Origin of the sequence: Pseudomonas sp. BJa5 (assembly GCF_030272875.2) — a bacterium.
GTDB lineage: Bacteria > Pseudomonadota > Gammaproteobacteria > Pseudomonadales > Pseudomonadaceae > Aquipseudomonas.
Window position 1 is genome coordinate 129,299 of sequence record NZ_JALRNG020000008.1, and the last position, 22,956, is coordinate 152,254.

General features: G+C 63.5%; 17 protein-coding genes. 10 read left to right on the top strand and 7 right to left on the bottom strand.

The genetic code is table 11. The annotated features are described in order from the left end of the window. The first annotated feature begins 3 nt into the window (after window positions 1-3). The 3 genes from M2D63_RS07155 to M2D63_RS07165 all read left to right on the top strand — a co-directional run bounded on the left by M2D63_RS07155 (window position 4) and on the right by M2D63_RS07165 (window position 2,954). Complete coding sequence (locus M2D63_RS07155) at window positions 4-1,857, top strand: DUF4105 domain-containing protein (protein WP_285862140.1); 1,854 nt, start codon at window positions 4-6, stop codon at window positions 1,855-1,857. A 170-nt stretch (window positions 1,858-2,027) separates the two neighbouring features. Next, window positions 2,028-2,390, top strand: a complete 363-nt coding sequence (locus M2D63_RS07160; RefSeq protein WP_285862158.1) for a hypothetical protein — start codon at window positions 2,028-2,030, stop codon at window positions 2,388-2,390. Between the two features lie 66 nt (window positions 2,391-2,456). Next, window positions 2,457-2,954 (top strand): GreA/GreB family elongation factor, encoded by a 498-nt coding sequence (locus tag M2D63_RS07165; RefSeq protein WP_285862141.1) that lies wholly within the window; start codon window positions 2,457-2,459, stop codon window positions 2,952-2,954. Here M2D63_RS07165 and gdhA read toward each other — a convergent pair. Then, window positions 2,951-4,288, bottom strand: a complete 1,338-nt coding sequence (gene gdhA, locus M2D63_RS07170) for an NADP-specific glutamate dehydrogenase (RefSeq protein WP_285862142.1) — start codon at window positions 4,286-4,288, stop codon at window positions 2,951-2,953. The genes M2D63_RS07165 and gdhA overlap by 4 nt on opposite strands. 265 nt (window positions 4,289-4,553) lie before the next feature. Continuing rightward, window positions 4,554-6,218, bottom strand: coding sequence for an energy-dependent translational throttle protein EttA (gene ettA / locus M2D63_RS07175; protein ID WP_285862143.1), 1,665 nt, complete (start codon window positions 6,216-6,218; stop codon window positions 4,554-4,556). A 267-nt stretch (window positions 6,219-6,485) separates the two neighbouring features. Here ettA and M2D63_RS07180 point away from each other — a divergent pair, with 267 nt between their 5' ends. Both M2D63_RS07180 and glyA read left to right on the top strand, forming a co-directional pair. Then, window positions 6,486-10,313 carry a bifunctional diguanylate cyclase/phosphodiesterase gene (locus M2D63_RS07180; protein ID WP_285862144.1) on the top strand — a complete coding sequence of 1,276 codons (3,828 nt, stop codon included), beginning with the start codon at window positions 6,486-6,488 and terminating at the stop codon, window positions 10,311-10,313. Between the two features lie 214 nt (window positions 10,314-10,527). Next, window positions 10,528-11,781 carry a serine hydroxymethyltransferase gene (glyA, locus tag M2D63_RS07185; RefSeq protein WP_285862145.1) on the top strand — a complete coding sequence of 418 codons (1,254 nt, stop codon included), beginning with the start codon at window positions 10,528-10,530 and terminating at the stop codon, window positions 11,779-11,781. Between the two features lie 246 nt (window positions 11,782-12,027). On the opposite strand, the gene yjiA is transcribed toward glyA, so the two are convergent. The 3 genes from yjiA to M2D63_RS07200 all read right to left on the bottom strand — a co-directional run bounded on the left by yjiA (window position 12,028) and on the right by M2D63_RS07200 (window position 15,366). Next, window positions 12,028-12,999, bottom strand: coding sequence for a GTPase (yjiA, locus tag M2D63_RS07190; RefSeq protein WP_285862146.1), 972 nt, complete (start codon window positions 12,997-12,999; stop codon window positions 12,028-12,030). A gap of 84 nt (window positions 13,000-13,083) precedes the next feature. Then, on the bottom strand, window positions 13,084-13,281 hold the full coding sequence (locus M2D63_RS07195; protein ID WP_065759275.1) for a YbdD/YjiX family protein: 198 nt from the start codon (window positions 13,279-13,281) through the stop codon (window positions 13,084-13,086). Window positions 13,282-13,299: 18 nt separating this feature from the next. Beyond that, on the bottom strand, window positions 13,300-15,366 hold the full coding sequence (locus tag M2D63_RS07200) for a carbon starvation CstA family protein (RefSeq protein WP_285862147.1): 2,067 nt from the start codon (window positions 15,364-15,366) through the stop codon (window positions 13,300-13,302). A 181-nt stretch (window positions 15,367-15,547) separates the two neighbouring features. Between M2D63_RS07200 and M2D63_RS07205 the strand changes: the two genes are divergently transcribed. After that, window positions 15,548-15,913, top strand: coding sequence for a PilZ domain-containing protein (locus M2D63_RS07205; protein ID WP_285862148.1), 366 nt, complete (start codon window positions 15,548-15,550; stop codon window positions 15,911-15,913). A gap of 262 nt (window positions 15,914-16,175) precedes the next feature. Continuing rightward, entirely contained in the window at window positions 16,176-17,696 is a 1,521-nt protein-coding gene (locus M2D63_RS07210) for a nucleobase:cation symporter-2 family protein (protein WP_285862149.1), read from the top strand. Between the two features lie 61 nt (window positions 17,697-17,757). On the opposite strand, the gene radA is transcribed toward M2D63_RS07210, so the two are convergent. Further along, window positions 17,758-19,125, bottom strand: a complete 1,368-nt coding sequence (radA, locus tag M2D63_RS07215) for a DNA repair protein RadA (RefSeq protein ID WP_285862151.1) — start codon at window positions 19,123-19,125, stop codon at window positions 17,758-17,760. 175 nt (window positions 19,126-19,300) lie between these two features. On the opposite strand from radA, the gene mscL reads away from it, so the two are divergent. Beyond that, window positions 19,301-19,714, top strand: a complete 414-nt coding sequence (mscL, locus tag M2D63_RS07220) for a large-conductance mechanosensitive channel protein MscL (protein WP_285862152.1) — start codon at window positions 19,301-19,303, stop codon at window positions 19,712-19,714. 89 nt (window positions 19,715-19,803) lie between these two features. Here the strand turns inward: mscL and M2D63_RS07225 are convergent, their stop codons facing one another. Next, window positions 19,804-20,580, bottom strand: coding sequence for a ferredoxin--NADP reductase (locus M2D63_RS07225; RefSeq protein WP_285862153.1), 777 nt, complete (start codon window positions 20,578-20,580; stop codon window positions 19,804-19,806). A gap of 234 nt (window positions 20,581-20,814) precedes the next feature. Here M2D63_RS07225 and M2D63_RS07230 point away from each other — a divergent pair, with 234 nt between their 5' ends. Together M2D63_RS07230 and M2D63_RS07235 are read left to right on the top strand one after the other, a co-directional pair. Continuing rightward, window positions 20,815-21,522 carry an autoinducer binding domain-containing protein gene (locus M2D63_RS07230; protein ID WP_285862154.1) on the top strand — a complete coding sequence of 236 codons (708 nt, stop codon included), beginning with the start codon at window positions 20,815-20,817 and terminating at the stop codon, window positions 21,520-21,522. Between the two features lie 87 nt (window positions 21,523-21,609). Continuing rightward, window positions 21,610-22,734, top strand: a complete 1,125-nt coding sequence (locus M2D63_RS07235; protein ID WP_285862155.1) for a methyltransferase — start codon at window positions 21,610-21,612, stop codon at window positions 22,732-22,734. Window positions 22,735-22,956 lie beyond the last annotated feature (222 nt).

Sequence of the window (22,956 nt, forward strand, 5' to 3'; positions counted from 1 at the left end):
GACATGCTCAAACGCTTTGCCTACCTGGCGCTCTGTGCCTGTGCCCCGCTACAGGCTGCGCCCTCGCTCGATGATGTGCGCCTTGCGCAACTGGCCGCCGACCGTTACTGGATCGCCCTTGGGCACTACGAAACCGCCAAGCTCGGCGGCTGGCGCAGCTATGTGGATGACCGGCGCTTCTTCCTCGCCGAAGACGGTGCCCACCACCCCGACCAGGAACTGCGCGCCACTGTCCAGGCCCTGTATGCGCCGGCAAGCCTGGGCGACCAGCATGCCCAATGCGTGTTCCCGGCGCGCACCCGCTGGCTGCGCGAGCAACTGCAGCTCGATGACCTGCCTGCGCCGGACTGCACGCAATACACCCAGTGGTTCAAGGATATCGCGCCGCACAGCGCGGCGATGATCTTCCCGGCCGCCTACCTCAACAGTCCCTCGTCGATGTTCGGCCATACCCTGCTGCGTATCGACCAGGCCGACGTGCAGCGCAACGGGACCACCCTGCTCAGCTACGCGATCAACTTCGGTGCCTATATCGAAGGCAACGACAACAGCATTCTCTACGCCTGGAAAGGCCTCATGGGCGGCTACCCCGGGCTGTTCGCGCTGGTGCCCTACCAGGAAAAGCTCTCCGAATACCGCAGCCTGGAAAACCGCGATCTGTGGGAATACCAGTTGAACCTGACCCCGGAAGAAACCGGGCGCATGGTCGAACACGTCTGGGAGCTCAAGCAGATCCAGTTCGACTACTTCTTCTTCGATGAAAACTGCTCCTACCGCCTGCTGGAGCTGCTGCAAGTGGCCCGCCCAAGCCTGGACCTGACCTCACAGTTCCCGCTGACAGCGATCCCTACCGACACGGTCAAGGCGGTCAAGCAGGCGGGGCTGGTCGAACGCATCGACTATCGCCCCTCGCGAGAACGCGAGCTACTTGAACGTGCCAAGCCCCTGAGCCAGGAAGAGCAGCAGCAGGTGCTGGCACTCAGTGCCGATACGGCGCAGTTGCAGAGCCCCGGATTCATCGCCCGGCCACGCGAGCGCCAGGCGCTGATCCAGGACGCCGCCTACCGCCTGGAACGCTACCGGGCCAACGGCCAGGAACGTGACCCGGCGCGCAGCAAACGCAGCTTCGAATTGTTGCGGGCGATCAACCGCAATCCGCCGCCGGCACTGGACATCGAACGCCCCGGCCTGCCCGAGGATGGCCATCAGTCGCGCACCTGGCAACTGGGCGTGGGTAGCCGCGAAGACCGTGCCTTTGCCGAGTACGGCCTGCGCATGGCCTATCACGACCTCAACGACAATGCCTATGGCTTCCCGCTGGGGGCGCAGATCGAAATCCTCCAGCTCAAGCTGCGCCAGTACGAGACCAACGACTGGCAGGTGCAGCGCCTGGACCTGGCCACCATCCGCTCGCTGACCCCGCGCAACGACCTGCTGCAGCCCTGGTCGTGGCAGGTAACCGGTGGTCTTGAACGGGTGCTCGGCAAGCACGAGGACGATGTGCTGGTCAGCCACGTCAATGGCGGTGCCGGCGGTACCTGGCAACTGGCCGACGGCATGCTCGGCTTTGCCCTGGGGACCGTGCGGGTCGAGCACAACAACGACTTCGCCCAGTTCATCGCCCCGGCCGCCGGTTTCAACACCGGCCTGTTGTGGCGAAACCCGTTGGGCAACCTGAGCCTGGAAGCCAAGGGCGACTACTTCACCAATGGCGAGGTGCGCCGCAGCCTGAGCCTGAACCAGCAGTGGGAACTGTCGCAGAACCTGGGGCTGCGCCTGAGTGCGAAGCGTGAGTTCAGCCAGTTGGCGTCGGCGCAGAACGAGGTGATGCTGGAGCTCAAGTGGTATCACTACTGAGGGCTTCACTGTGGGAGCGGGCTTGCCCCGCGATGCTCTAGGTCTGACTGTACGCAATCGCGGGGCAAGCCCGCTCCCACAGCCCCCGCAGTAACGCAAGGTGCCGATCACATCATTTTGACAAAGCAGCGACAAACCACCCCCTAGACTTTCCCTGGCACGCGGAGAGTCTGGACATGCGGTGGTTTGGCTGGCTGTTGGTGGTAATGGGTACACTCACGGGTTGCGAATCGACCCACGAACAATTGATCAACCAAGGCTACCCGCCGGCCTATGCCGACGGTTTCCAGGACGGCTGCAGCAGCGGGCGCCAGGCCGCCGGGGTGATGGAGGGAGACTTTCGCAAGGACGTTCCGCGCTATCTGCACAACCGCCAGTACGAGACCGGCTGGGACGACGGCTTCCGCCAGTGCCACGCCATGCAGGAGAACCAGGACCTGCAGGACTACCGCGCCCGCCACTGGGATGAACGCGACGAACAGTGGCAGGAAGAAAAGGACCGTGACACCGCCCGCGCCTACCGACGCAAATAGGTCGCAAACGGGCAGCCCAGGCAACTGCCGGCATGTCAGTATGGTCTTCAGTGAAAGGAGACCTTCATGAGCCGAGCATTCGTCAACGAAGACCAGGCCGCCGCCCAGGCCGACCAGCCGGTGGAGCGCAGGGTCAGCGAGCAGCCCAACTACGTCACCGCCCAGGGCCTGGCCCAGCTGCAACAGCGGGTCGCCGAGCTCAATGCCTTGCGCACCGAACTGCAAGCCCAGGGCGAGCAGGCCGACAAGCAGCGCCTGGCGGACAGCGAACGCGACCTGCGCTATTTCAGCGCCCGCCTGCAGAGCGCCCAGGTGGTGCCCAGGGCGAGTGCCACGGACAAGGTGCAGATCGGTAGCCGGGTGACCTATATCGATGAACAGAACCGGCAGCATCAGGTGCAACTGGTCGGTGAAGACCAGGCCGATGCCGCCCATGGCCTGATCAACTGGGGATCACCCCTGGGTCGGGCGCTGCTGGGTGCAGCGCCCGGGGATGAAGTGCTGTGGCGACGACCGGCAGGGGATCAGTCGATCGAGATCGTCGCCATCACACCCGAGGTTTAGACCACGCCCTGGGCCAGCATGGCGTCGGCGACTTTCACGAAGCCGGCGATGTTGGCACCCTTGACGTAGTTGATGCGGCCGTTTTCCTCACCGTAGTGCACGCAGGCATGGTGGATCGACTGCATGATGTTGTGCAGCTTGCTGTCCACTTCGCCGGCGGTCCACAGCAGGCGCATGGCGTTCTGCGACATTTCCAGGCCACTCACCGCAACACCGCCGGCGTTGGAGGCCTTGCCCGGCGCGAACAGGATGCCCGCATCGATAAAGATATCCACAGCCTCCAGGGTGGTCGGCATGTTCGCCCCTTCGGCCACGCAGATGCAGCCGTTGCGCAGCAGGGTGCGGGCGTCTTCGGCGTCCAGCTCGTTCTGGGTCGCGCATGGCAGGGCGATGTCGCACGGCAGGTTCCAGGGGCGCTCGCCCTTGCGGAATTCCAGGCCGAAACGCTCGGCCAGTTCGCTGATGCGACCGCGCTGGACGTTCTTGAGCTCCATCAGCGCATCCCACTGCTCGTCGGTCAGGCCCGCTTCGCAGAACAGGGTGCCTTCGGAGTCGGACAGCGAGATCACCTTGCCGCCCAGGTCCATGACCTTGCGCGCCGCGTACTGGGCCACGTTGCCGGAGCCGGAGATGGCCACGCGGCTACCGTCGATACGCTTGTCCTGGCGCTTGAGCATTTCTTCGGCGAAGTACACGCAGCCGTAGCCGGTGGCTTCCGGACGGATCAGGCTGCCGCCGTAGGTCATGCCCTTGCCGGTCAGCACCGAGGTGAACTCGTTGGCCAGGCGCTTGTACTGGCCGAACATGTAGCCGATTTCGCGGGCGCCCACGCCGATATCACCGGCCGGTACGTCGAGGTCGGCACCGATGTGGCGATACAGCTCGCTCATGAAGGCCTGGCAGAAGCGCATGACTTCGGCATCGCTCTTGCCCTTGGGATCGAAGTCCGAACCGCCTTTGCCGCCACCCATGGGCAGCGAGGTCAGGGAGTTCTTGAACACCTGCTCGAAGGCCAGGAACTTGAGCACGCCCAGGTTCACCGACGGGTGGAAACGCAGGCCGCCCTTGTACGGGCCGATGGCGCTGCTCATCTGGATGCGGTAGCCGCGGTTGACCTGGACCTTGCCGGCATCGTCCATCCACGAGACGCGGAACAGGATCGCCCGCTCAGGCTCGACCATGCGTTCGAGAATGCCGGCCTTGAGGTAATGCGGGTTGGCTTCCAGGAATGGCCAGAGGCTACGCAGCACCTCTTCGACAGCCTGGTGAAATTCGGGTTGGGCAGGGTCGCGTTGTTTGAGGCGCGCGAGGAAGTCTTCGACGGATTCGAGCATTTAGACATTCACCAGATAGAGTTGGACTTTGTGTTTTTTCCAGACTTTACCAAGAACTGCTCGCACCGCGACAGGGCAATATGTCGTTTTTATGAAATTAAACGGTGCATTTGTATAAGTGTATACAAATTGAAAAGCATCGCAGGCTACGCCAGCTCCCACAGAAAACCTTGTGGGAGCTGGCGTAGCCTGCGATATGGCCAACACAATACCCAGGCAAAAAAACGGGGCCCGAAGGCCCCGTTTCAGTGCAAAACCCGGCAGGTCATGCCAGTTTTTTGTGCCGTACCCGGTGCGGCTGGGCAGCCGCTTCGCCCAGGCGCTTCTTGCGATCGGCTTCGTACTCGGTGTAGTTGCCTTCGAAGAACACCGCTTGCGAATCGTCTTCGTACGCCAGGATGTGGGTAGCCACGCGGTCCAGGAACCAGCGATCGTGAGAGATCACGATGGCGGCGCCCGGGAAGTCCAGCAGGGCTTCCTCCAGCGAACGCAGGGTTTCCACGTCCAGGTCGTTGGACGGTTCGTCGAGCAGCAGGACGTTGGCGCCTTCCTTGAGGGTCAGGGCCAAGTGCAGGCGGCCACGCTCACCACCGGAGAGGTCCTTGACGAACTTCTGCTGGTCGCCACCTTTGAAGTTGAATCGGCCGACGTAGGTACGCGACGGAATCTCGTAGGTACCGATACGCAGCTGGTCGGAACCGTCGGAGATCTGCTGGAACACGGTCTTGTTGCCGTCCAGGTCTTCGCGGCTCTGGTCGACGCAGGCCAGTTGCACGGTTTCGCCGATCTCGATGCTGCCCGAGTCCGGTTGCTCCTTGCCCATCAGCATGCGGAACAGGGTCGATTTACCGGCACCGTTACCACCGATCACGCCGACGATCGCACCTTTTGGCATGCTGAACGACAGGTTGTCGATCAGGACGCGGTCGCCGTAGCCCTTGGTGACGTTCTTGAACTCGATGACCTTGTCACCCAGGCGCGGACCGGCCGGGATGTAGATCTCGTTGGTTTCGCTGCGCTTCTGGAATTCCTGCGACTGCATTTCCTCGAAGCGTTGCAGACGAGCCTTGGACTTGGACTGGCGGGCCTTGGCGCCTTTGCGCACCCACTCCAGCTCTTCCTTCATGGCCTTTTCATGGGCCGACTGCTGCTTGGATTCCTGGGCCAGACGCTCGGACTTGGCTTCCAGCCAGCCGGAGTAGTTGCCTTCGTACGGGATACCGGCGCCGCGGTCGAGCTCGAGAATCCAGCCGGCGACGTTGTCGAGGAAGTAACGGTCGTGGGTAATGGCGACCACGGTGCCCGGGAAGTCGTGCAGGAAGTGCTCGAGCCAGGCGACGGAATCGGCGTCCAGGTGGTTGGTCGGTTCGTCCAGCAGGAGCATGTCGGGGGCCGACAGCAGCAGGCGGCACAGGGCCACGCGGCGCTTCTCACCACCGGACAGGTGCTCGACCTTGGCCTCCCAGGCCGGCAGGCGCAGCGCGTCGGCGGCGACTTCCAGCTGGCGCTCCAGGTTGTGACCGTCGGCGGCCTGCAGGATGGCTTCCAGCTTGGCCTGCTCGGCGGCCAGCTTGTCGAAGTCGGCATCCGGCTCGGCGTAGGCGGCGTAGACCTCGTCCAGACGCGCCTGGGCGTCCTTGATCACGCTGACCGCTTCCTCGACCACTTCACGCACGGTCTTGGTCGGATCGAGCTGTGGTTCCTGCGGCAGGTAGCCGATATTCAGCTCCGGCATCGGCCGGGCTTCGCCGTCGAACTCGGTGTCCACGCCTGCCATGATCTTGAGCAAGGTGGATTTACCCGAGCCGTTCAGGCCCAGCACGCCGATCTTGGCGCCCGGGAAAAACGACAGGGAGATGTTCTTCAAGATTTCCCGCTTCGGCGGGACAACCTTGCCCAGCCGATGCATGGTATAGACGTATTGAGCCATGGAAAAACCTAGCGTCAGAGACGAAATAATGGGTGTGATGCAGATGAAGGAAGCCGCAGCTTCCAGGAAAGGGCCAAAGCTACCGTAATGCGCCTTGTTGGGCAAACCGCCGACGAACAGGGCTGGCACTTTGCCACGTTTGCGGGCATGCTAGCCGCCCTTCGGGCGTCGGCCTTATGATGCGTCACCGGAGCCGCCGCCAGGACCGCGGCATTTGCCAGCCAGCAGCTCTAAACCTGCCATCCCGTCATACCGCAGGACCACCGTTTGACCGATCTCAATCAGCCGACACCCTTGCGCACACCGTCCAGCGCGTCCGGCTCGCTATTGCGCGGCTCCCTGAAAAGCGCCCTGGCCCTGCTGGTTTTGCTGTTGCTCGGCCTGCTGCTCTGGCAACTGGTCGACCAGTATCGGCATACCCAGGCCGACCAGCATCGGCACAGCCTCAATGCCAGTGCCGAACTGGCCGACCACATGACCCTGAACATGGCGCTCAAGGCGCAGGTAGCGCAGAACCGGATGCTGCCCTACCGCTCGTCGCCGGAGCCTGCGCAGGTGCCCGACATCCTGGCTCACCTGCAGGCGCAGCTGCCGGCCCTGCAAAGCCTGGCCTGGCTCGACGCCGACGGTGCCGTGCAGGTCGACAGCCTGGGCACCACCCCGGACCGCAGCGCCCTGGACGAGTTGCTGCGGCTCAACCAGGGCCGCGACCATTTCTTCAGCAATAGCCCGGACAACCGGCACATCTATCTGTTGCTGCGCCAGAGCGGCGACCATCCCGGCTACTGGCTGCTGCGCCTGGGACCCGGCTACTACACCGAACTGACCTCGCACCTGGACCGCCCCAACCATCCGTTGTGGTTGCTGGAAAACAGCCGCACCGGTGAAGTCATCAATCGCCACCAGCCCACCCAAGGCAGTGACGAGCCGCTGCAAAGCGTCATGCTGGCGTTCCTCGACAACAGCAGCTGGCAACTGCGTGGCCTGTTCGATGCCGGGCAGGCCCGCGAGCGACTGCTGCCAGCGCTGATCGGCAAGTGCCTGCTCGGCCTGGTCTGCGCCCTGCTCCCGCTGCTGGCGCTGATCAACATGCGCAGGCGCCATCGCATGCTGCATGAAAGCCGCCGGCGCTATCACGACATCTTCGAAGGCACCGGGGTTGCCCTGTGCGTGCTCGACCTCTCCGGCCTGCCGGGGCAACTGGAGCGCCATCGCCTGCGCAGTCGCCAGGCCCTGCAGCAGCGCCTGGCCTACGACCTGCCGCTGCGCCGTACCCTGTTGCAGGAGCTGAAGGTCACCGAGGTCAACCAGGTGGCCCTCGAACTGCTGGGGGTGAATTGCTGTAACAGCGCCTGGCAACGCCTGATCGAGGGTTCCGACAACGCTATCGAAGGCATCGGCGTGCAATTGCTCGAAGCGGTGCTGGACCATCAGTCCCAACTTGAGCTGGAGGTCCGCCTGCCCGTCGCCGACGGCCAGCACCTGCACCTGTGGCTGATGGTCAAATTCCCCGAGCAGCGCCGCGACTACCAGGCGGTGATCCTGAGCATCAGTGACATCACCAGCCGCAAGCAGGTCGAACTGTCGCTGCTCGAACGCGAGAGCTTCTGGTCGGACGTGGTGCGCACGGTCCCCGACCAGTTGTATGTCCAGGACGTGCAAAGCCAGCGGATGATCTTCAGCAACCGCAACCTGGGCCAGACCCTGGGCTATGACCGTGCGCGCCTGGCGCAGATGGGCGAACGCTTCTGGGAGATCCTCCTGCACCCCGAGGACGCCGAACTGTACCGCCAGATGCGCCGCCAGCAGCGCGATTGCGGCCATGCCGAACAACTGCATTGCCAGTTGCGCTTCCGCCACCAGGACCTGAGCTGGCGGCGCTTCGACATCCGCGAGCAGGCCCTGACCCGCGACGCCAATGGCCTGGTCACGCGGATCATCGGCGTCGGCAAGGACGTCACCGACCAGATCGAGGCCAGCGAGTCCCTGCGCGACAGCGAACAGCGCTACCGCATGCTCGCCGAAAGCATCAGCGACGTGATTTTCTCCACCGACAACCAGCTGCAACTCAACTACGTCAGCCCGTCGGTGCAGTCGGTGCTGGGTTACGAAGTGCAGTGGATCTTCGACAACGGCTGGAACTCGACCATCGCCAACCCGGCGCAGCTTTCCGGTATCTACGCCCTGATCGAGCGGGTCAACCGGGCCATGAGCGACCCCGAGCAACTGGCGCAGCTGCGTGCGCAATTGCCGAGCCAGCTGTTTCTCTTCGACTGCCTGCGCGCCGACGGCCGCAAGATCCCCATCGAGCTGCGCCTGGTGCTGGTCTGGGACGAGCAGGAACGCTTCCAGGGCATCCTCGGCGTCGGCCGCGACATCAGCCAGCAGCGCCGCGCCGAGAAAGACCTGCGCATGGCCGCCACGGTATTCGAGCACTCGACCTCGGCGATCCTGATCACCGACCCGGCCGGCTACATCGTCCAGGCCAACGAGGCCTTCAGCCGCGTCAGTGGCCACGCGGTGGCCGACGTGCTCGACCAGTTGCCCGGCATGCTGACGGTGGACGAGCACCAGGAAGCCCACCTGCGCTATGTGCTCAAGCAGCTCAACCACCGTGGCACCTGGGAAGGCGAAGTCTGGCTCAAGCGCCGTAACGGCGAACACTACCCGGCCTGGGTCGGCATTACCGCCGTGCTCGACGACGAAGGCGACCTGGCCAGTTACGTGTGCTTCTTCACCGACATCAGCGAGCGCAAGGCCAGCGAGCAGCGCATTCATCGCCTGGCCTATTACGACGCCCTGACCCACCTGCCCAACCGCTCCCTGTTCCAGGACCGCCTGCACACCGCCCTGCAACAAGCCGAGCGGCAGAAGGCCTGGGTGGTGCTGATGTTCCTCGACCTGGACCGCTTCAAGCCGATCAACGACTCCCTGGGCCATGCCGCGGGCGACCGCATGCTCAAGGACATGGCCGAGCGCCTGCTCGATTGCGTCGACAACGACGACACCGTGGCGCGCATGGGCGGCGACGAGTTCACCCTGTTGCTGCAACCCCGGGCCAGCCGCGAGATGGCCCTGAACCGCGCCATCCATGTCGCCGAGCAGATCCTGGCCAGCCTGGTACGCCCCTTCGTCCTGGAAAACCGCGAATTCTTCGTCACCGCCAGTATCGGTATCGCCCTGAGCCCGCAGGACGGCAGCGAACTCAGCCAGCTGATGAAGAACGCCGACACCGCCATGTACCACGCCAAGGAGCGCGGCAAGAACAACTTCCAGTTCTACCAGGCCGACATGAACGCCAGTGCGCTGGAGCGCCTGGAACTGGAAAGCGACCTGCGCCATGCCCTGGAGCAGAACGAGTTCATTCTTTATTACCAGCCGCAGTTCAGCGGCGACGGCAAGCGCCTGACCGGTGCCGAGGCCCTGTTGCGCTGGCGCCATCCACGGCGCGGGCTGGTGCCGCCGGGCGACTTCATTCCGGTGATCGAAGAACTGGGCCTGGTGGTGGATGTCGGCGACTGGGTGCTCAAGGAAGCCTGCCGCCAGCTCAAGGCCTGGCATCAGGACAAGGTACGGGTGCCCAAGGTGTCGGTGAACATCTCGGCCCGGCAGTTCTCCGACGGCCAACTGGGCGAACGCATCGCCACCATCCTCAAGGACACCGGCCTGCCGCCGGCGTGCCTTGAGCTGGAGCTGACCGAAAGTATCCTGATGCGCGAGGTCAACGAAGCCATGGTGATCCTCGACAGCCTGAAGAACCTCGGCCTGAGCATTGCGGTGGACGACTTCGGCACCGGCTATTCGTCGCTCAACTACCTCAAGCAGTTCCCCATCGATGTGCTGAAGATCGACCGCACCTTCGTCGACGGCCTGCCCGAAGGCGAACAGGATGCCCAGATCGCCCGGGCGATCATCGCCATGGCCCACAGCCTGAACCTGGCGGTGATCGCCGAAGGCGTGGAAACCCACGAGCAGCTGGAGTTCCTCCGTGAGCACGGCTGCGACGAGGTGCAGGGCTACCTGTTCGGCCGGCCGATGCCGGCGACCCAGTTCGAGGCGCAGTTCAGCAACGAAACGCTGTTCATGTTCGAGTAATCACCTGTGGGAGCGGCGGCGCGACGACTCGACTTGCCCCGCGATTGCCCGTCCCGCCGCAATCGCGGGGCAAGCCCGCTCCTACAGCGCGAAAATTCGCCACCTATCTCAGAATGAAGCCCACTTGTCTGCGACATGACGCCCTTTCATATGCCAGACAAAAGCTGATGAGGTAGAATGCCGGCCTATTTCAGCACGATCCTTGAGGACCGCCATGTTCAGCCGTGATTTGACCATTGCCAAGTACGACGCCGATCTCTTTGCCGCTATGGAGCAAGAAGCCCAGCGTCAGGAAGAGCACATCGAGCTGATTGCTTCGGAAAACTACACCAGCCCGGCCGTCATGGAAGCCCAGGGTTCGGTTCTGACCAACAAATACGCCGAAGGCTACCCGGGCAAGCGCTACTACGGTGGTTGCGAGTACGTCGACGTCGTCGAGCAACTGGCCATCGACCGCGCCAAGGAACTGTTCGGCGCCGACTACGCCAACGTCCAGCCGCACGCTGGTTCCCAGGCCAACAGCGCCGTCTACCTGGCCCTGCTGTCGGCCGGTGACACCATCCTGGGCATGAGCCTGGCCCACGGTGGCCACCTGACCCACGGCGCTGCCGTGAGCTCGTCGGGCAAACTGTACAACGCCATCCAGTACGGCATCGACGCCAACGGCCTGATCGACTACGACGAAGTCGAGCGCCTGGCCGTCGAGCACAAGCCGAAGATGATCGTTGCCGGTTTCTCGGCCTACTCGCAAGTCCTGGACTTCGCCCGCTTCCGCGAAATCGCCGACAAGGTCGGTGCCTACCTGTTCGTCGACATGGCCCACGTTGCCGGCCTGGTCGCCGCTGGCGTGTACCCGAACCCGGTGCCATTCGCCGACGTGGTTACCACCACCACCCACAAGACCCTGCGCGGTCCACGTGGCGGCCTGATCCTGGCCCGTGCCAACGCCGACATCGAGAAGAAACTGAACTCTGCGGTATTCCCGGGCGCCCAGGGTGGCCCGCTGGAGCACGTGATCGCCGCCAAGGCCATCTGCTTCAAGGAAGCACTGCAGCCTGAGTTCAAGGCCTACCAGCAACAAGTGGTGAAAAACGCCCAGGCCATGGCCGGCGTGTTCATCGAGCGCGGTTTCGACGTGGTGTCCGGCGGTACCCAGAACCACCTGTTCCTGCTGTCGCTGATCAAGCAGGAAATCTCCGGTAAGGACGCCGACGCCGCCCTGGGCAAGGCCTTCATCACCGTCAACAAGAACTCCGTACCGAACGACCCACGCTCCCCGTTCGTCACCTCCGGCCTGCGCTTCGGCACCCCGGCTGTGACCACTCGCGGCTTCAAAGAGGCCGAGTGTAAAGAACTGGCCGGCTGGATCTGCGACATCCTGGCTGACCTGAACAACGAAGCGGTGATCGATGCCGTTCGCGAGAAGGTCAAGGCGATCTGCAAGAAGCTGCCGGTGTACGGCAACTGATTTCAGTTCGGTGAGATGAAAAAGCCCGGCTCTTGAGCCGGGCTTTTTTGTATGTGCCTGGAGCGCATCGCCTGCAGGAGCAACTGTCCTTGTGGGAGCTGGCGAAGCCTGCGATCGACCGCAAAGCGGTCGTAGAACCGCCGCCTCCTGAGCCATCTGGCTAACTACTGCGACTGCTGCGCAGTCGATCGCAGGCTTCGCCGGCTCCCACAAGGGCTTCGCCCCTCCCCTCAAGGCACAAGCGGGCTACGCTTGCGACAAAGCCTCAAAGCCCTCCCGTATCTTCGCCTCCGGCAACTCGTCGGCAATAAACACCATCACACTCTCCCGCGCCTCACCGGTTTGCCACTCGGTATCCCAGTCAAAGCCATACAGCTTCAACACGCCCTGGAACACCAGCCGCCGCTCTTCGCCGGCAATGTTGAGCACGCCCTTGTAGCGCAGCAGCTGCTTGCCATGCTCCTCCAGCAACTGGTTCATGAAGTCGCTGAGCCGGTCGATATCCAGCGGCACTTCGCTGCGCAGCACCAGGCTGGAGATCCGGTCGGGGGTGGCGGGCGTGCTGACCGGACGCAGGCTCAAGCCACCGCCAAGGTCGGCATTGAGGTTGAAGCCACGCACATCGAGCAGCTCGGACAGCTCGATGCGGCCGTGCTCGACCACCCGGATCGGCGCCCGGCGGTTGATCCTTCCCAGACGTTCGCTCAGGGCCTGGAAGCTGGCGGCATCGACCAGGTCGGTCTTGCTCACCAGCAGGCGGTCGGCAAACCCCACCTGGGCCTGGGCGATGGCCTGGGTCAGGTGCTGGTCGGCGTGCGCGGCATCGACCAGGGTGATGATGCCGTCGAGGATATAGCGCTCGCGCAGTTCCTCGTCGATGAAAAAGGTCTGCGCCACCGGCGCGGGGTCGGCAAGGCCGGTGCACTCGATCACCAGCCGGTCGAAGGCGATCTCGCCGCTGTCCAGGCGTTCGAGCAACAGGAACAGGGCCTTTGTCAGGTCGGTGTGGATGCTGCAGCAGACGCAGCCGTTGGCCAGGGTCATGACCTGCACCGGCTCATCGCCCAGCAGCTGGGTGTCGATGCCGGCATCGCTGAATTCGTTTTCGATCACGGCGATCTTCAGGCCATGCTCGGCCTTGAGTATGTGGCGCAGCAAGGTGGTCTTGCCGGCCCCCAGGAAACCGCTGAGCACTGTGACGGGAATGGGCGCGTGCAAACGAAAATCTCCTCAACTGAAAATGACTGTGGGAGCACGGCAAGCCGGGCTCCCACAGGTTAAAGCGCCGTCAGTAGCTGTGGTTCAACAGCACTTGGGCCCACCCTTGCCACCGTAACGGGCTTCCTGGCGCTCGCGAAAGAACGCCTCGTAGCTCATCACCGGCTTGTCCGGGTGCTTGGTCTGCATGTGCTCGACATAAGTGTCGTAGTCGGGCATGCCGACCATCAGGCGGGCTGCCTGCCCCAGGTACTTACCCAGTCGACCGAGGTCGTTGAACATGACGGCTGTACTCCTGGTTTACGCGTCCGGCAGCGCCTGGAACGGGGTTTCCTTGTCGGTGCGCTCTTTCTTGCCCAGGGCGGCGACGCCGACCTTGAGGGCGAAGAACAGGATGCTGAACACCACGAACAGGAACAGAACCGTCAGGCCGGCGTTGGTATAGGCGTTGAAGATCACGTGCTGCATCTGCCCCATGTCCTTGGCCGGCGCCAGTACCTGCCCGGCGTCGAGCGCCACGCTGTACTTGTTGGCCAGGGCCAGGAAGCCGACGGCCGGGTTCGGGTCGAACAGCTTGATGAAACCGGCAGTGGTGGTGCAGATCAGCAGCCACACCGCAGGCAACAAGGTGACCCAGATGTACTGCTGGCGCTTCATCTTGATCAGGACCACGGTGCCGAGCATCAGGGCGATACCGGCCAGCATCTGGTTGGAGATACCGAACAGCGGCCACAGGGTGTTGATGCCGCCCAGCGGATCGATCACGCCCTGGTACAGCAGGTAACCCCAGAGGGCCACGCAGCCGCCGGTGGCGAGCAGGTTGGCGCCCCACGACTCGGTACGCTTGAGGGCCGGAATGAAGCTGCCCAGCAGGTCCTGGAGCATGAAGCGACCGGCACGGGTACCGGCGTCCACTGCGGTGAGGATGAACAGCGCCTCGAACAGGATCGCGAAGTGGTACCAGAAGGCCATGGTGTTCTCACCCGGCAGCACCTGGTGCAGGATCTGCGCGATACCCACCGCCAGGGTCGGCGCACCGCCGGCACGGGCCAGGATGGTGTGCTCGCCGATGTCCTTGGCCACCGCTTCAAGGGCGTCCGGGGTGATGGTGAAGCCCCAGTTGCTGACGGTCTGGGCCACCGACACGACGTCGGCGCCGACCACCGCGGCCGGGCTGTTCATGGCGAAGTACACGCCCGGCTCGATCACCGAGGCGGCAACCATGGCCATGATCGCCACGAAGGACTCCATCAGCATGCCGCCGTAACCGATGTAACGGGCGTTGGTTTCGTTGTCCAGCAGCTTGGGCGTTGTACCCGAGGAGATCAGGGCGTGGAAGCCCGAGACCGCGCCACAGGCGATGGTAATGAACAGGAACGGGAACAGGGTGCCCTTCCAGACCGGGCCGGTGCCGTCGGTGAACTGGGTCAGCGCCGGCATTTTCAGCTCTGGCGCGATGATCAGGATACCGATGGCCAGGCCGACGATGGTGCCGATCTTGAGGAAGGTCGACAGGTAGTCCCGTGGTGCCAGCACCAGCCACACCGGCAGTACCGCGGCGACAAAGCCGTAGCCCACCAGCATCCAGGTGATCTGCACGCCGGTGAAGGTGAACGCCGGGCCCCAGACCGGATCTGCGGCAACCTGGCCCCCCAGCCAGATCGACAGCAGCAACAGCACCACGCCCATCACCGAGATCTCGCCAATGCGGCCCGGGCGGATGTAGCGCATGTAGATGCCCATGAACATCGCGATCGGAATGGTCGCCATGACCGTGAACATGCCCCACGGGCTTTCGGCCAGGGCCTTGACCACGATCAGCGCCAGCACCGCGAGGATGATGATCATGATCAGGAAGCAACCGAACAGGGCGATGGTGCCCGGGATCCGGCCCATTTCCTCACGCACCATGTCGCCCAGGGAGCGACCGTTGCGACGGGTGGACAGGAACAGGACCATGAAGTCCTGCACCGCACCGGCCAGCACCACGCCGGCAATCAGCCAGAGCGTGCCCGGCAGGTAGCCCATCTGTGCGGCCAGCACCGGACCGACCAGGGGGCCGGCGCCCGCGATGGCGGCAAAGTGGTGACCGAAGAGGATGTGCTTGTTGGTCGGCACGTAGTCCAGACCATCGTTGTTGAGCACCGCCGGGGTGGCCCGACGGGGGTCCAGCTGCATCACCTTGGTGGCGATGAACAGGCTGTAGTAGCGATAGGCGACCAGGTAGATGGCCACCGCCGCGACCACGATCCACAAGGCGTTGATGGCCTCGCCACGACGCAGGGCGACCACACCCAGCGCGCAGGCCCCGATGACTGCCAGCGCCAGCCACGGAATGTGGCGTAGCAGGCTATTATTGTTGTTCATGGTTTGCTTCCACTAATGGATGAAAGACAGCCCTTGAAGTCTAGCGATACTGGCAGGAAAGACCAGCCCCCACGTTGGTCTAGAGCCTTCAACGCGGTACGCACAACAGTCCTTATGCGCCCTTGCGCAGTCCTTGGCAAGGCCTGAGCTATAGTCAGGAAGAACCCCGGAGTGCCCGATCATGAGCGACCATCAAGAACGTCGACGTTTCCAGCGTATTGCCTTCGATAGCCCCACCGAACTGCGCCAGGGCGATCGGTGCTGGCCGGTCGAGCTGATTGACCTGTCCCTCAAGGGCTTGCTGATCAAATGTCCGCAACCCTGGGACCCCGACCTGACCCAGGATTTCGAGGCCCTCGTCCACCTCGGGGAGCAGGTAACGCTGTGGATGCAGGTGGAATTGCGCCATGAGGAAGGCAACCGCCTGGGTTTTGTGTGCCTGCACACCGATCTCGATTCATCGTGCCATTTGCGCCGCCTTGTGGAGCTCAACCTGGCCGACGACCCCAAAATGATGCGTGAACTGCGCGAATTGATCGAAGAATAAAATAAGTTAGCCCCCTACCTACTTTCCTCCTCGTCACGTTTCTGTCCATTCGGACAGCTTTTTTACCCCTCTCGTCAGTTTTCACGCAGCCTTGCGAGGCCTGCGTGCGCACGTTGGAACGATAACTGCATCCAGCCTGGCACCCAAACTGGCTGTCATACTGTTCCTACGCCGATCTAAAAATTGTATACAATTCTTCTAGCGTCGGGATGTAGGACTTGTCTACAGTAGCGCCACAACAATAAAACAGAGACCCCGCCTCATGAATACGTCCTCCTCTAGCACGTCTTCAGCAGCACGTCCCGAAGACGAGAACCTTGGCCTGGGCGCCAACCTGGCGTATGGCCTGCAACACGTTCTGACCATGTATGGCGGCATTGTCGCCGTACCCCTGATTCTCGGGCAGGCAGCGGGGCTGACGCCTGCGGACATCGGCCTGTTGATCGCCGCGTCACTGTTTGCCGGTGGCCTGGCCACCCTGTTGCAAACCCTCGGCCTGCCGTTCTTCGGCTGCCAGTTGCCGCTGGTGCAAGGGGTTTCGTTTGCCGGGGTGGCGACCATGGGCGCGATCCTCAGCAACGAGAGTGGCGGCGGCATGCCCGGCGTACTGGGCGCGGTCATGGCAGCCTCGTTGATCGGTTTGCTGATCACCCCGGTGTTCTCGCGCATCACCAAGTTCTTTCCACCCCTGGTGACCGGTATCGTCATCACCACCATCGGCCTGACCCTGATGCCGGTCGCCGCACGCTGGGTGATGGGCGGCAACAGCCAGGCGCCGGACTTCGGCAGCATGGCCAACATCGGCCTGGCCGCCATGACCTTCGCCATCGTCCTGCTGCTGAGCAAGCTGGGCAGCGCCACCATCTCGCGCCTGTCGATCCTCCTGGCCATGGTGGTCGGTACCCTGATCGCCTGGGCCCTGGGCATGACCGACTTCAGCAAGGTCGCCGAAGGCCCGCTGGTGGCCTTCCCGACGCCTTTCCACTTCGGCATGCCGACCTTCCACATCGCCGCGATCCTGTCCATGTGCATCGTGATCATGGTGACCCTGGTGGAAACCTCGGCGGACATCCTCGCGGTGGGCGAGATCATCGACACCAAGGTCGACTCCAAGCGCCTGGGCAACGGCCTGCGCGCCGACATGGCGTCGAGCATCCTGGCGCCGATCTTCGGCTCCTTCACCCAGAGCGCCTTCGCCCAGAACGTCGGCCTGGTGGCCGTGACCGGGGTCAAGAGCCGCTACGTGGTCGCCACCGGCGGGGTCATCCTGGTGGTGCTCGGCCTGCTGCCGATCATGGGCCGGGTCATCGCCGCCGTGCCGACCCCGGTACTGGGTGGCGCCGGCATCGTGCTGTTCGGCACCGTGGCTGCCAGCGGTATCCGCACCCTGTCCAAGGTCAGCTACAAGAACAACGTCAACCTGATCATCGTCGCCGCCTCGCTGGGCTTCGGCATGATCCCGATCGCCGCACCGAACTTCTACCACCACTTCCCGAACTGGTTCGAGACCATCTTCCACTCCGGCATCAGCTCGGCGGCGATCATGGCCATTCTCCTCAACCTGATCTTCAACCACTTCACCACCGGTAACTCCGACCAGCAGTCGGTGTTCGCCGCCGCCTACGAACGCACCATCCAGTATTCCGATATCTCGGCCCTGCGTGATGGCGACTACTTCAAGGATGGCAAGCTGTTCGACGCCGAGGGCAAGGAGGTACCGCTGCTCGACGAGAGTGAGGACAACCCGCCGGCCAGGCGCCAGACGGCCGCCGCCGAACACTGAGTCAGCCGTAGTAAATGAAAAAGGGCCGATGCACATGCATCGGCCCTTTTTTAGTTGCCGGTTACTCGAACAAGGCGTCCAGGGCCTGCTCCAGCCGGGTCACGGCGATTACCTGAAGGCCCGCCGGGGCTTCCTTGGGCGCGTTGCCCTTGGGCACGATGGCGCGCTTGAAGCCGTGCTTGGCCGCCTCTTTCAGGCGCTCCTGGCCGCTGGGCACCGGGCGCACCTCGCCGGACAGGCCGACCTCACCGAACACCAGCAGGCTATTGTCCAGCGGTCGGTTGCGCAGGCTGGACATGATTGCCGCCATCAGCGCCAGGTCGGAGGCCGTTTCCAGCACCTTGACCCCACCCACCACGTTGAGGAACACATCCTGGTCGTGGGTCGGGATGCCGCCATGGCGATGCAGCACCGCCAGCAGCATGGCCAGGCGATTCTGGTCCAGGCCCAGGGTCACCCGGCGCGGGTTGGACAGGTGGCTGTCGTCGACCAGCGCCTGGACTTCCACCAGCATCGGCCGGGTACCCTCCCAGGTGGCCATGACCACGCTGCCGGGCACCTCCTCCTGGGCACGGGTGAGGAAGATCGCCGAGGGGTTGGAGACTTCCTTGAGCCCGCGATCGGTCATGCCGAACACGCCCAGTTCGTTGACCGCACCAAAACGGTTCTTCACCGCCCGCAGCAAGCGCAGACGACCATCGGACTCGCCCTCGAAATACAGCACGGTATCGACCATGTGCTCCAGCACCCGCGGCCCTGCCAGCGCGCCCTCCTTGGTGACATGGCCGACCAGGAAGATCGCCGTGCCGCTCTGCTTGGCGTAACGCACCAGCAAGGCGGCGCTTTCGCGCACCTGGGACACGCCACCGGGGGCCGACTGCAACTGCTCGGTGAAGATCGTCTGGATCGAGTCGATGACCATGACCTTGGGCTTCTCCACCCGGGCGGTGGCGATGATCGCCTCGATGCAGGTTTCGGTCATCACCCGCAGCTGGTCCTGGGGCAGGCCCAGGCGCCGTGCACGCATCGCCACCTGCTGCTGGGACTCCTCGCCGGTAACGTACAGCGCCGGCATGCGCGAGGCAATGGCGCACAGGGTCTGCAGCAGGATGGTCGACTTGCCGATGCCCGGGTCGCCCCCGATCAGCACCACCGAGCCGTCAACCAGACCGCCGCCCAGCACCCGGTCCAGCTCGGCGCTGGCGGTGGTGAAGCGGGGAATTTCCTCGACACTGACCTCAGCCAGGGTCTTGATCTGTGCCTGCTGCCCGGCCCAGCCGGTGCGACCGCTGGGCGCCGCGGCGCCACCGCTTTCCACCACGGTCTCGACCAGGGTGTTCCAGGCACCGCACTCGCCGCACTGCCCGGCCCACTTGGGGAAGGTCGCGCCGCACTCGGTGCAGCCGTACATGCGCTTGGCCTTGGCCATGGGGACGGTCCTCTGCAAAAAGGCACCATGATAACTGACCCGGGTAACCTCCACGGCCCCTCAAATCGACAAAACTATTCGATATAACCGCGGTCTGTAGCCGCTGCGCGGCGCATGAAGCGCGTAGCTGATTTACACTGCGTTTACCAACCTCATCTGTTACAAGGAATAAACCATGGGCGTGCTCAGTGAATTCAAGGCCTTCGCGGTCAAAGGGAATGTGGTCGACATGGCCGTCGGTATCATCATCGGCGCGGCCTTCGGCAAGATCGTTTCGTCCTTTGTAGGCGATGTGGTGATGCCCCCGATCGGTTTGCTGATCGGCGGCGTGGACTTCAGTGACCTGGCGGTCACCCTCAAGGCCGCCGAAGGCGACGCACCCGCCGTGGTGCTGGCCTACGGCAAATTCATCCAGACCGTGCTGGACTTCGTGATCGTCGCCTTCGCGATCTTCATGGGTGTGAAAGCGATCAACCGCCTCAAGCGCGAAGAAGCGGCGGCCCCGGCCGAGCCACCGGCCCCTACCAAGGAAGAAGTGCTGCTGACCGAAATCCGCGACCTGCTCAAGGCGCAGAACCGGCAACCCTGAATTCACCTGTAGGAGCGGGCTTGTCCCGCGATGCGTTGCGACAGACACACCGCAATCGCGGGGCAAGTCGAATCGTCGCACCGCCGCTCCTACCAGTAGTTTTCCACCGCCACCTGCCCCGGGCGGCGGCTCAGGCTCAGGTTCAGGCCGCGCTGCTTGAGCACCTGGCGGGTGTCATCGATCATCTGCGGATTGCCGCAGAGCATCACCCGCGAGTGCTCCGGTGTCAGTGCCAGGCCCGCGGCGCGCTCCAGTTCACCATTCTCGATCAGGGTGGTGATGCGCTCGGTGAGGGCGCCCGGGTGCTGTTCACGGGTGACCACCGGTATGAACTGCAACTTGCCCGCGTATTCGGCCAGGTAGTCGCGTTGTTCGAGGCCGGCGATCAGGTCCAGGTAGGCCAGCTCCTTCGCCTCGCGTACCGAGTACACCAGCTTGATCGAGTCGAAGCGCTCCCAGGCCTCGAAGTCCTGCAGGATCGACACGAACGGCGCGATGCCGGTACCGGTGGCCAGCAACCACAGGTCACGCCCGTCGACGAAGCGATCGAGGGTGAGGAAGCCGAAGGCCTGGCGATCGATCAGCAAGCTGTCGTCTTCCTTCAGGCGACTCAGCTCACTGGTGAATTCGCCCCCCGGCACGACGATGGAAAAGAAATCCAGGTGCTCGTCATGGGGCGCCGAGACCATCGAATAGGCGCGCCAGACCACACTGCCATCGGCCTTGGTCACGCCCAGGCGGGCGAACTGGCCGGAGCGGAAGCGGAAGCCCGGATCACGAGTGGTGCGCAGGCTGAACAGGCTGGGGGTCAGCGGCTGGACGTCGAGCAACGTCTGGCGGGTGAACTTTTCAGCGCTGGCAGTCATGACGTGCTCCAAAAATCAGATGCGCACAGTGTCGCGCAAACGGGCCGGGATAAACACCACCGGATTGTAATGGCTTCGCCCGGCGCCGATCTGCCCAGCTTCGAAATCAAGAACAGGTCTGACAGAAAGACTGACAAATCTATAGCAAAAAAACCCAACAAAATTGTCAGGCATTTCCTACAATGCAATTCACCTGATCGGAGTATGGACCCACCTCAGCGCGAGATTTTCGCCATGCCTCATTGGAAAGAGGAACAACTACAACAGTTGCTGAGTGAAACCTGCGAGCACCGTTTATTCGACGTAGCCGTTTCCCTGGTACAACAACTGGACATGGAATACCTGTCGTTCGGTATGCGCGTGCAGGTTGCTACCCAGCGCCCGCAGGTCAGGATCTACAACAACTACCCCGAAGCCTGGAATGAGCGCTACCAGAGCGGCGACTACATGAAGATCGACCCGATCGCCGCCCATTGCCACCACTCCCTGCTGCCGATTCTCTGGCACGATGAAGTCTTCCGAGAGACACCGCAGTTCTGGGAGGAGGCGCGCTCCCATGGACTTCGACACGGCTGGAGCCAGGCAGCCCACGACGCGCGCCATAACCAGAGCATGTTGAGCGTGGTTCGCAGCCACACCCCCGTCGGGCTCGATGAATTCTACGACAAGGCGGGCCAGACGATCTGGTTGTGCAACCTGATGCACACCGTGATGCTCGATCGACAGTTTGCCAGCGCCACGCCCTCCTACCACCTCTCCGACCGAGAAACCGAAGTGCTGAAGTGGTCGGCCGCCGGCAAGACCGCCGCCGACATCGCCTGCATCCTCAGCCTGTCGCAGAGCACGGTGAATTTCCACATTCGCAGCATCATCACCAAGATGAACACCAGCAACAAGGCCGGCGCCATTGCCATTGCCGCCATGAACGGACTGCTGGAATAACCCCTGCCCGGCAAAGCCCTGTAGAATCCCGGCCCTGTAGAACGCCCGCCAGATGCGCCGCGTGCCCATGCCCCAGAGCCTTACGCCATGCCTTTGCTGACCAGCCCTTTCGCCGAACTCGACCTGCTCCGCCAGCCCGAGCAAGCCAACGATCCCTTGCAAGCCTTCGATGCGGCCGACGAATACCTGCTGGAGCACCTGGCCGAACAGGCCCCGGCGCCCGCTACCCGCGTGCTGGTGCTCAATGACAGCTTCGGTGCCCTGGCGATCAGCCTGAGTGGCAAGCTCGCGGTGCACAGCAGCGGCGACTCGCACCTGGCCCGCCTGGGCCTGGAGAAAAACCTGGTGCGCAACGGCCAGGCGTTCGACGCCGTGCCTTTCACACCGGCCAGCCTCCCCTGGCAAGGCACCTACGACCGGGTCCTGGTGCGCGTGCCCAAGACCCTGGCGCTGCTCGAAGAGCAACTGATCCGCCTGCAGGGGCATCTGGCCCCGGGAGCCCAGGTGATCGCCGGGGCGATGATCAAACACCTGCCGCGCGCGGCGGGCGACCTGCTGGAAAAATACATCGGCCCGGTGCAGGCTTCACTGGCCCGCAAGAAAGCCCGCCTGCTGATTGCCACGGCCGAGGGCAAGGGGCCGTTCACCTCGCCCTACCCGACCCGCTATCAGCTGGATACGCCGCGCCTGGAACTGCTCAACCACGCCAACGTGTTCTGCCGCGAAGGCCTGGACATCGGTACCCGCGCATTCCTGCCGCACCTGCCCACCGGCCTGGGCTCGGCCCGGGTAGCCGATCTTGGTTGCGGCAACGGCGTGCTGGCCATCGCCAACGCCCTGGCCAACCCGCAAGCCCACTACACCCTGGTCGACGAGTCCTACATGGCCACCCAGTCGGCGCTGGAGAACTGGCAGGCGGCGCTGGGTGATCGTGAAGTCGATGTCAGGGCTGGCGACGGCCTCGCCGGCCAGCCGGCGCAATCGCTGGATGTGGTGCTGTGCAACCCGCCCTTCCACCAGCAACAGGTGGTCGGCGACTTCCTCGCCTGGCGCATGTTCCAGCAGGCGCGCGAAGCCCTGGTGGTCGGTGGCGCGTTGTACATCGTCGGCAACCGCCACCTGGGTTATCACAGCAAGCTGGCGCGCCTGTTCCGTGGTGTCGATCAAGTGGCGGCGACGCCCAAGTTCGTGGTGCTCAAGGCGCGTAAATAACCCTGCAGCGGTGGGAGCGGGCTTGCCCCGCGATTGCGGGGCATCAGCTACATCGTATCGCGGGGCAAGCCCGCTCCTACTCTTGCTCTTGATCTTCATGCGCATTGTTTCAGGCGCCGCAGAATGCGACTTCAGGAGGCCGAGCGGAGGTGCCTGGAGGGGCCGTGCGCAGCACCTTCGGCGTAGCCGAAGAACGCGAGCCGTAGACTTGGCGAAGCAAGT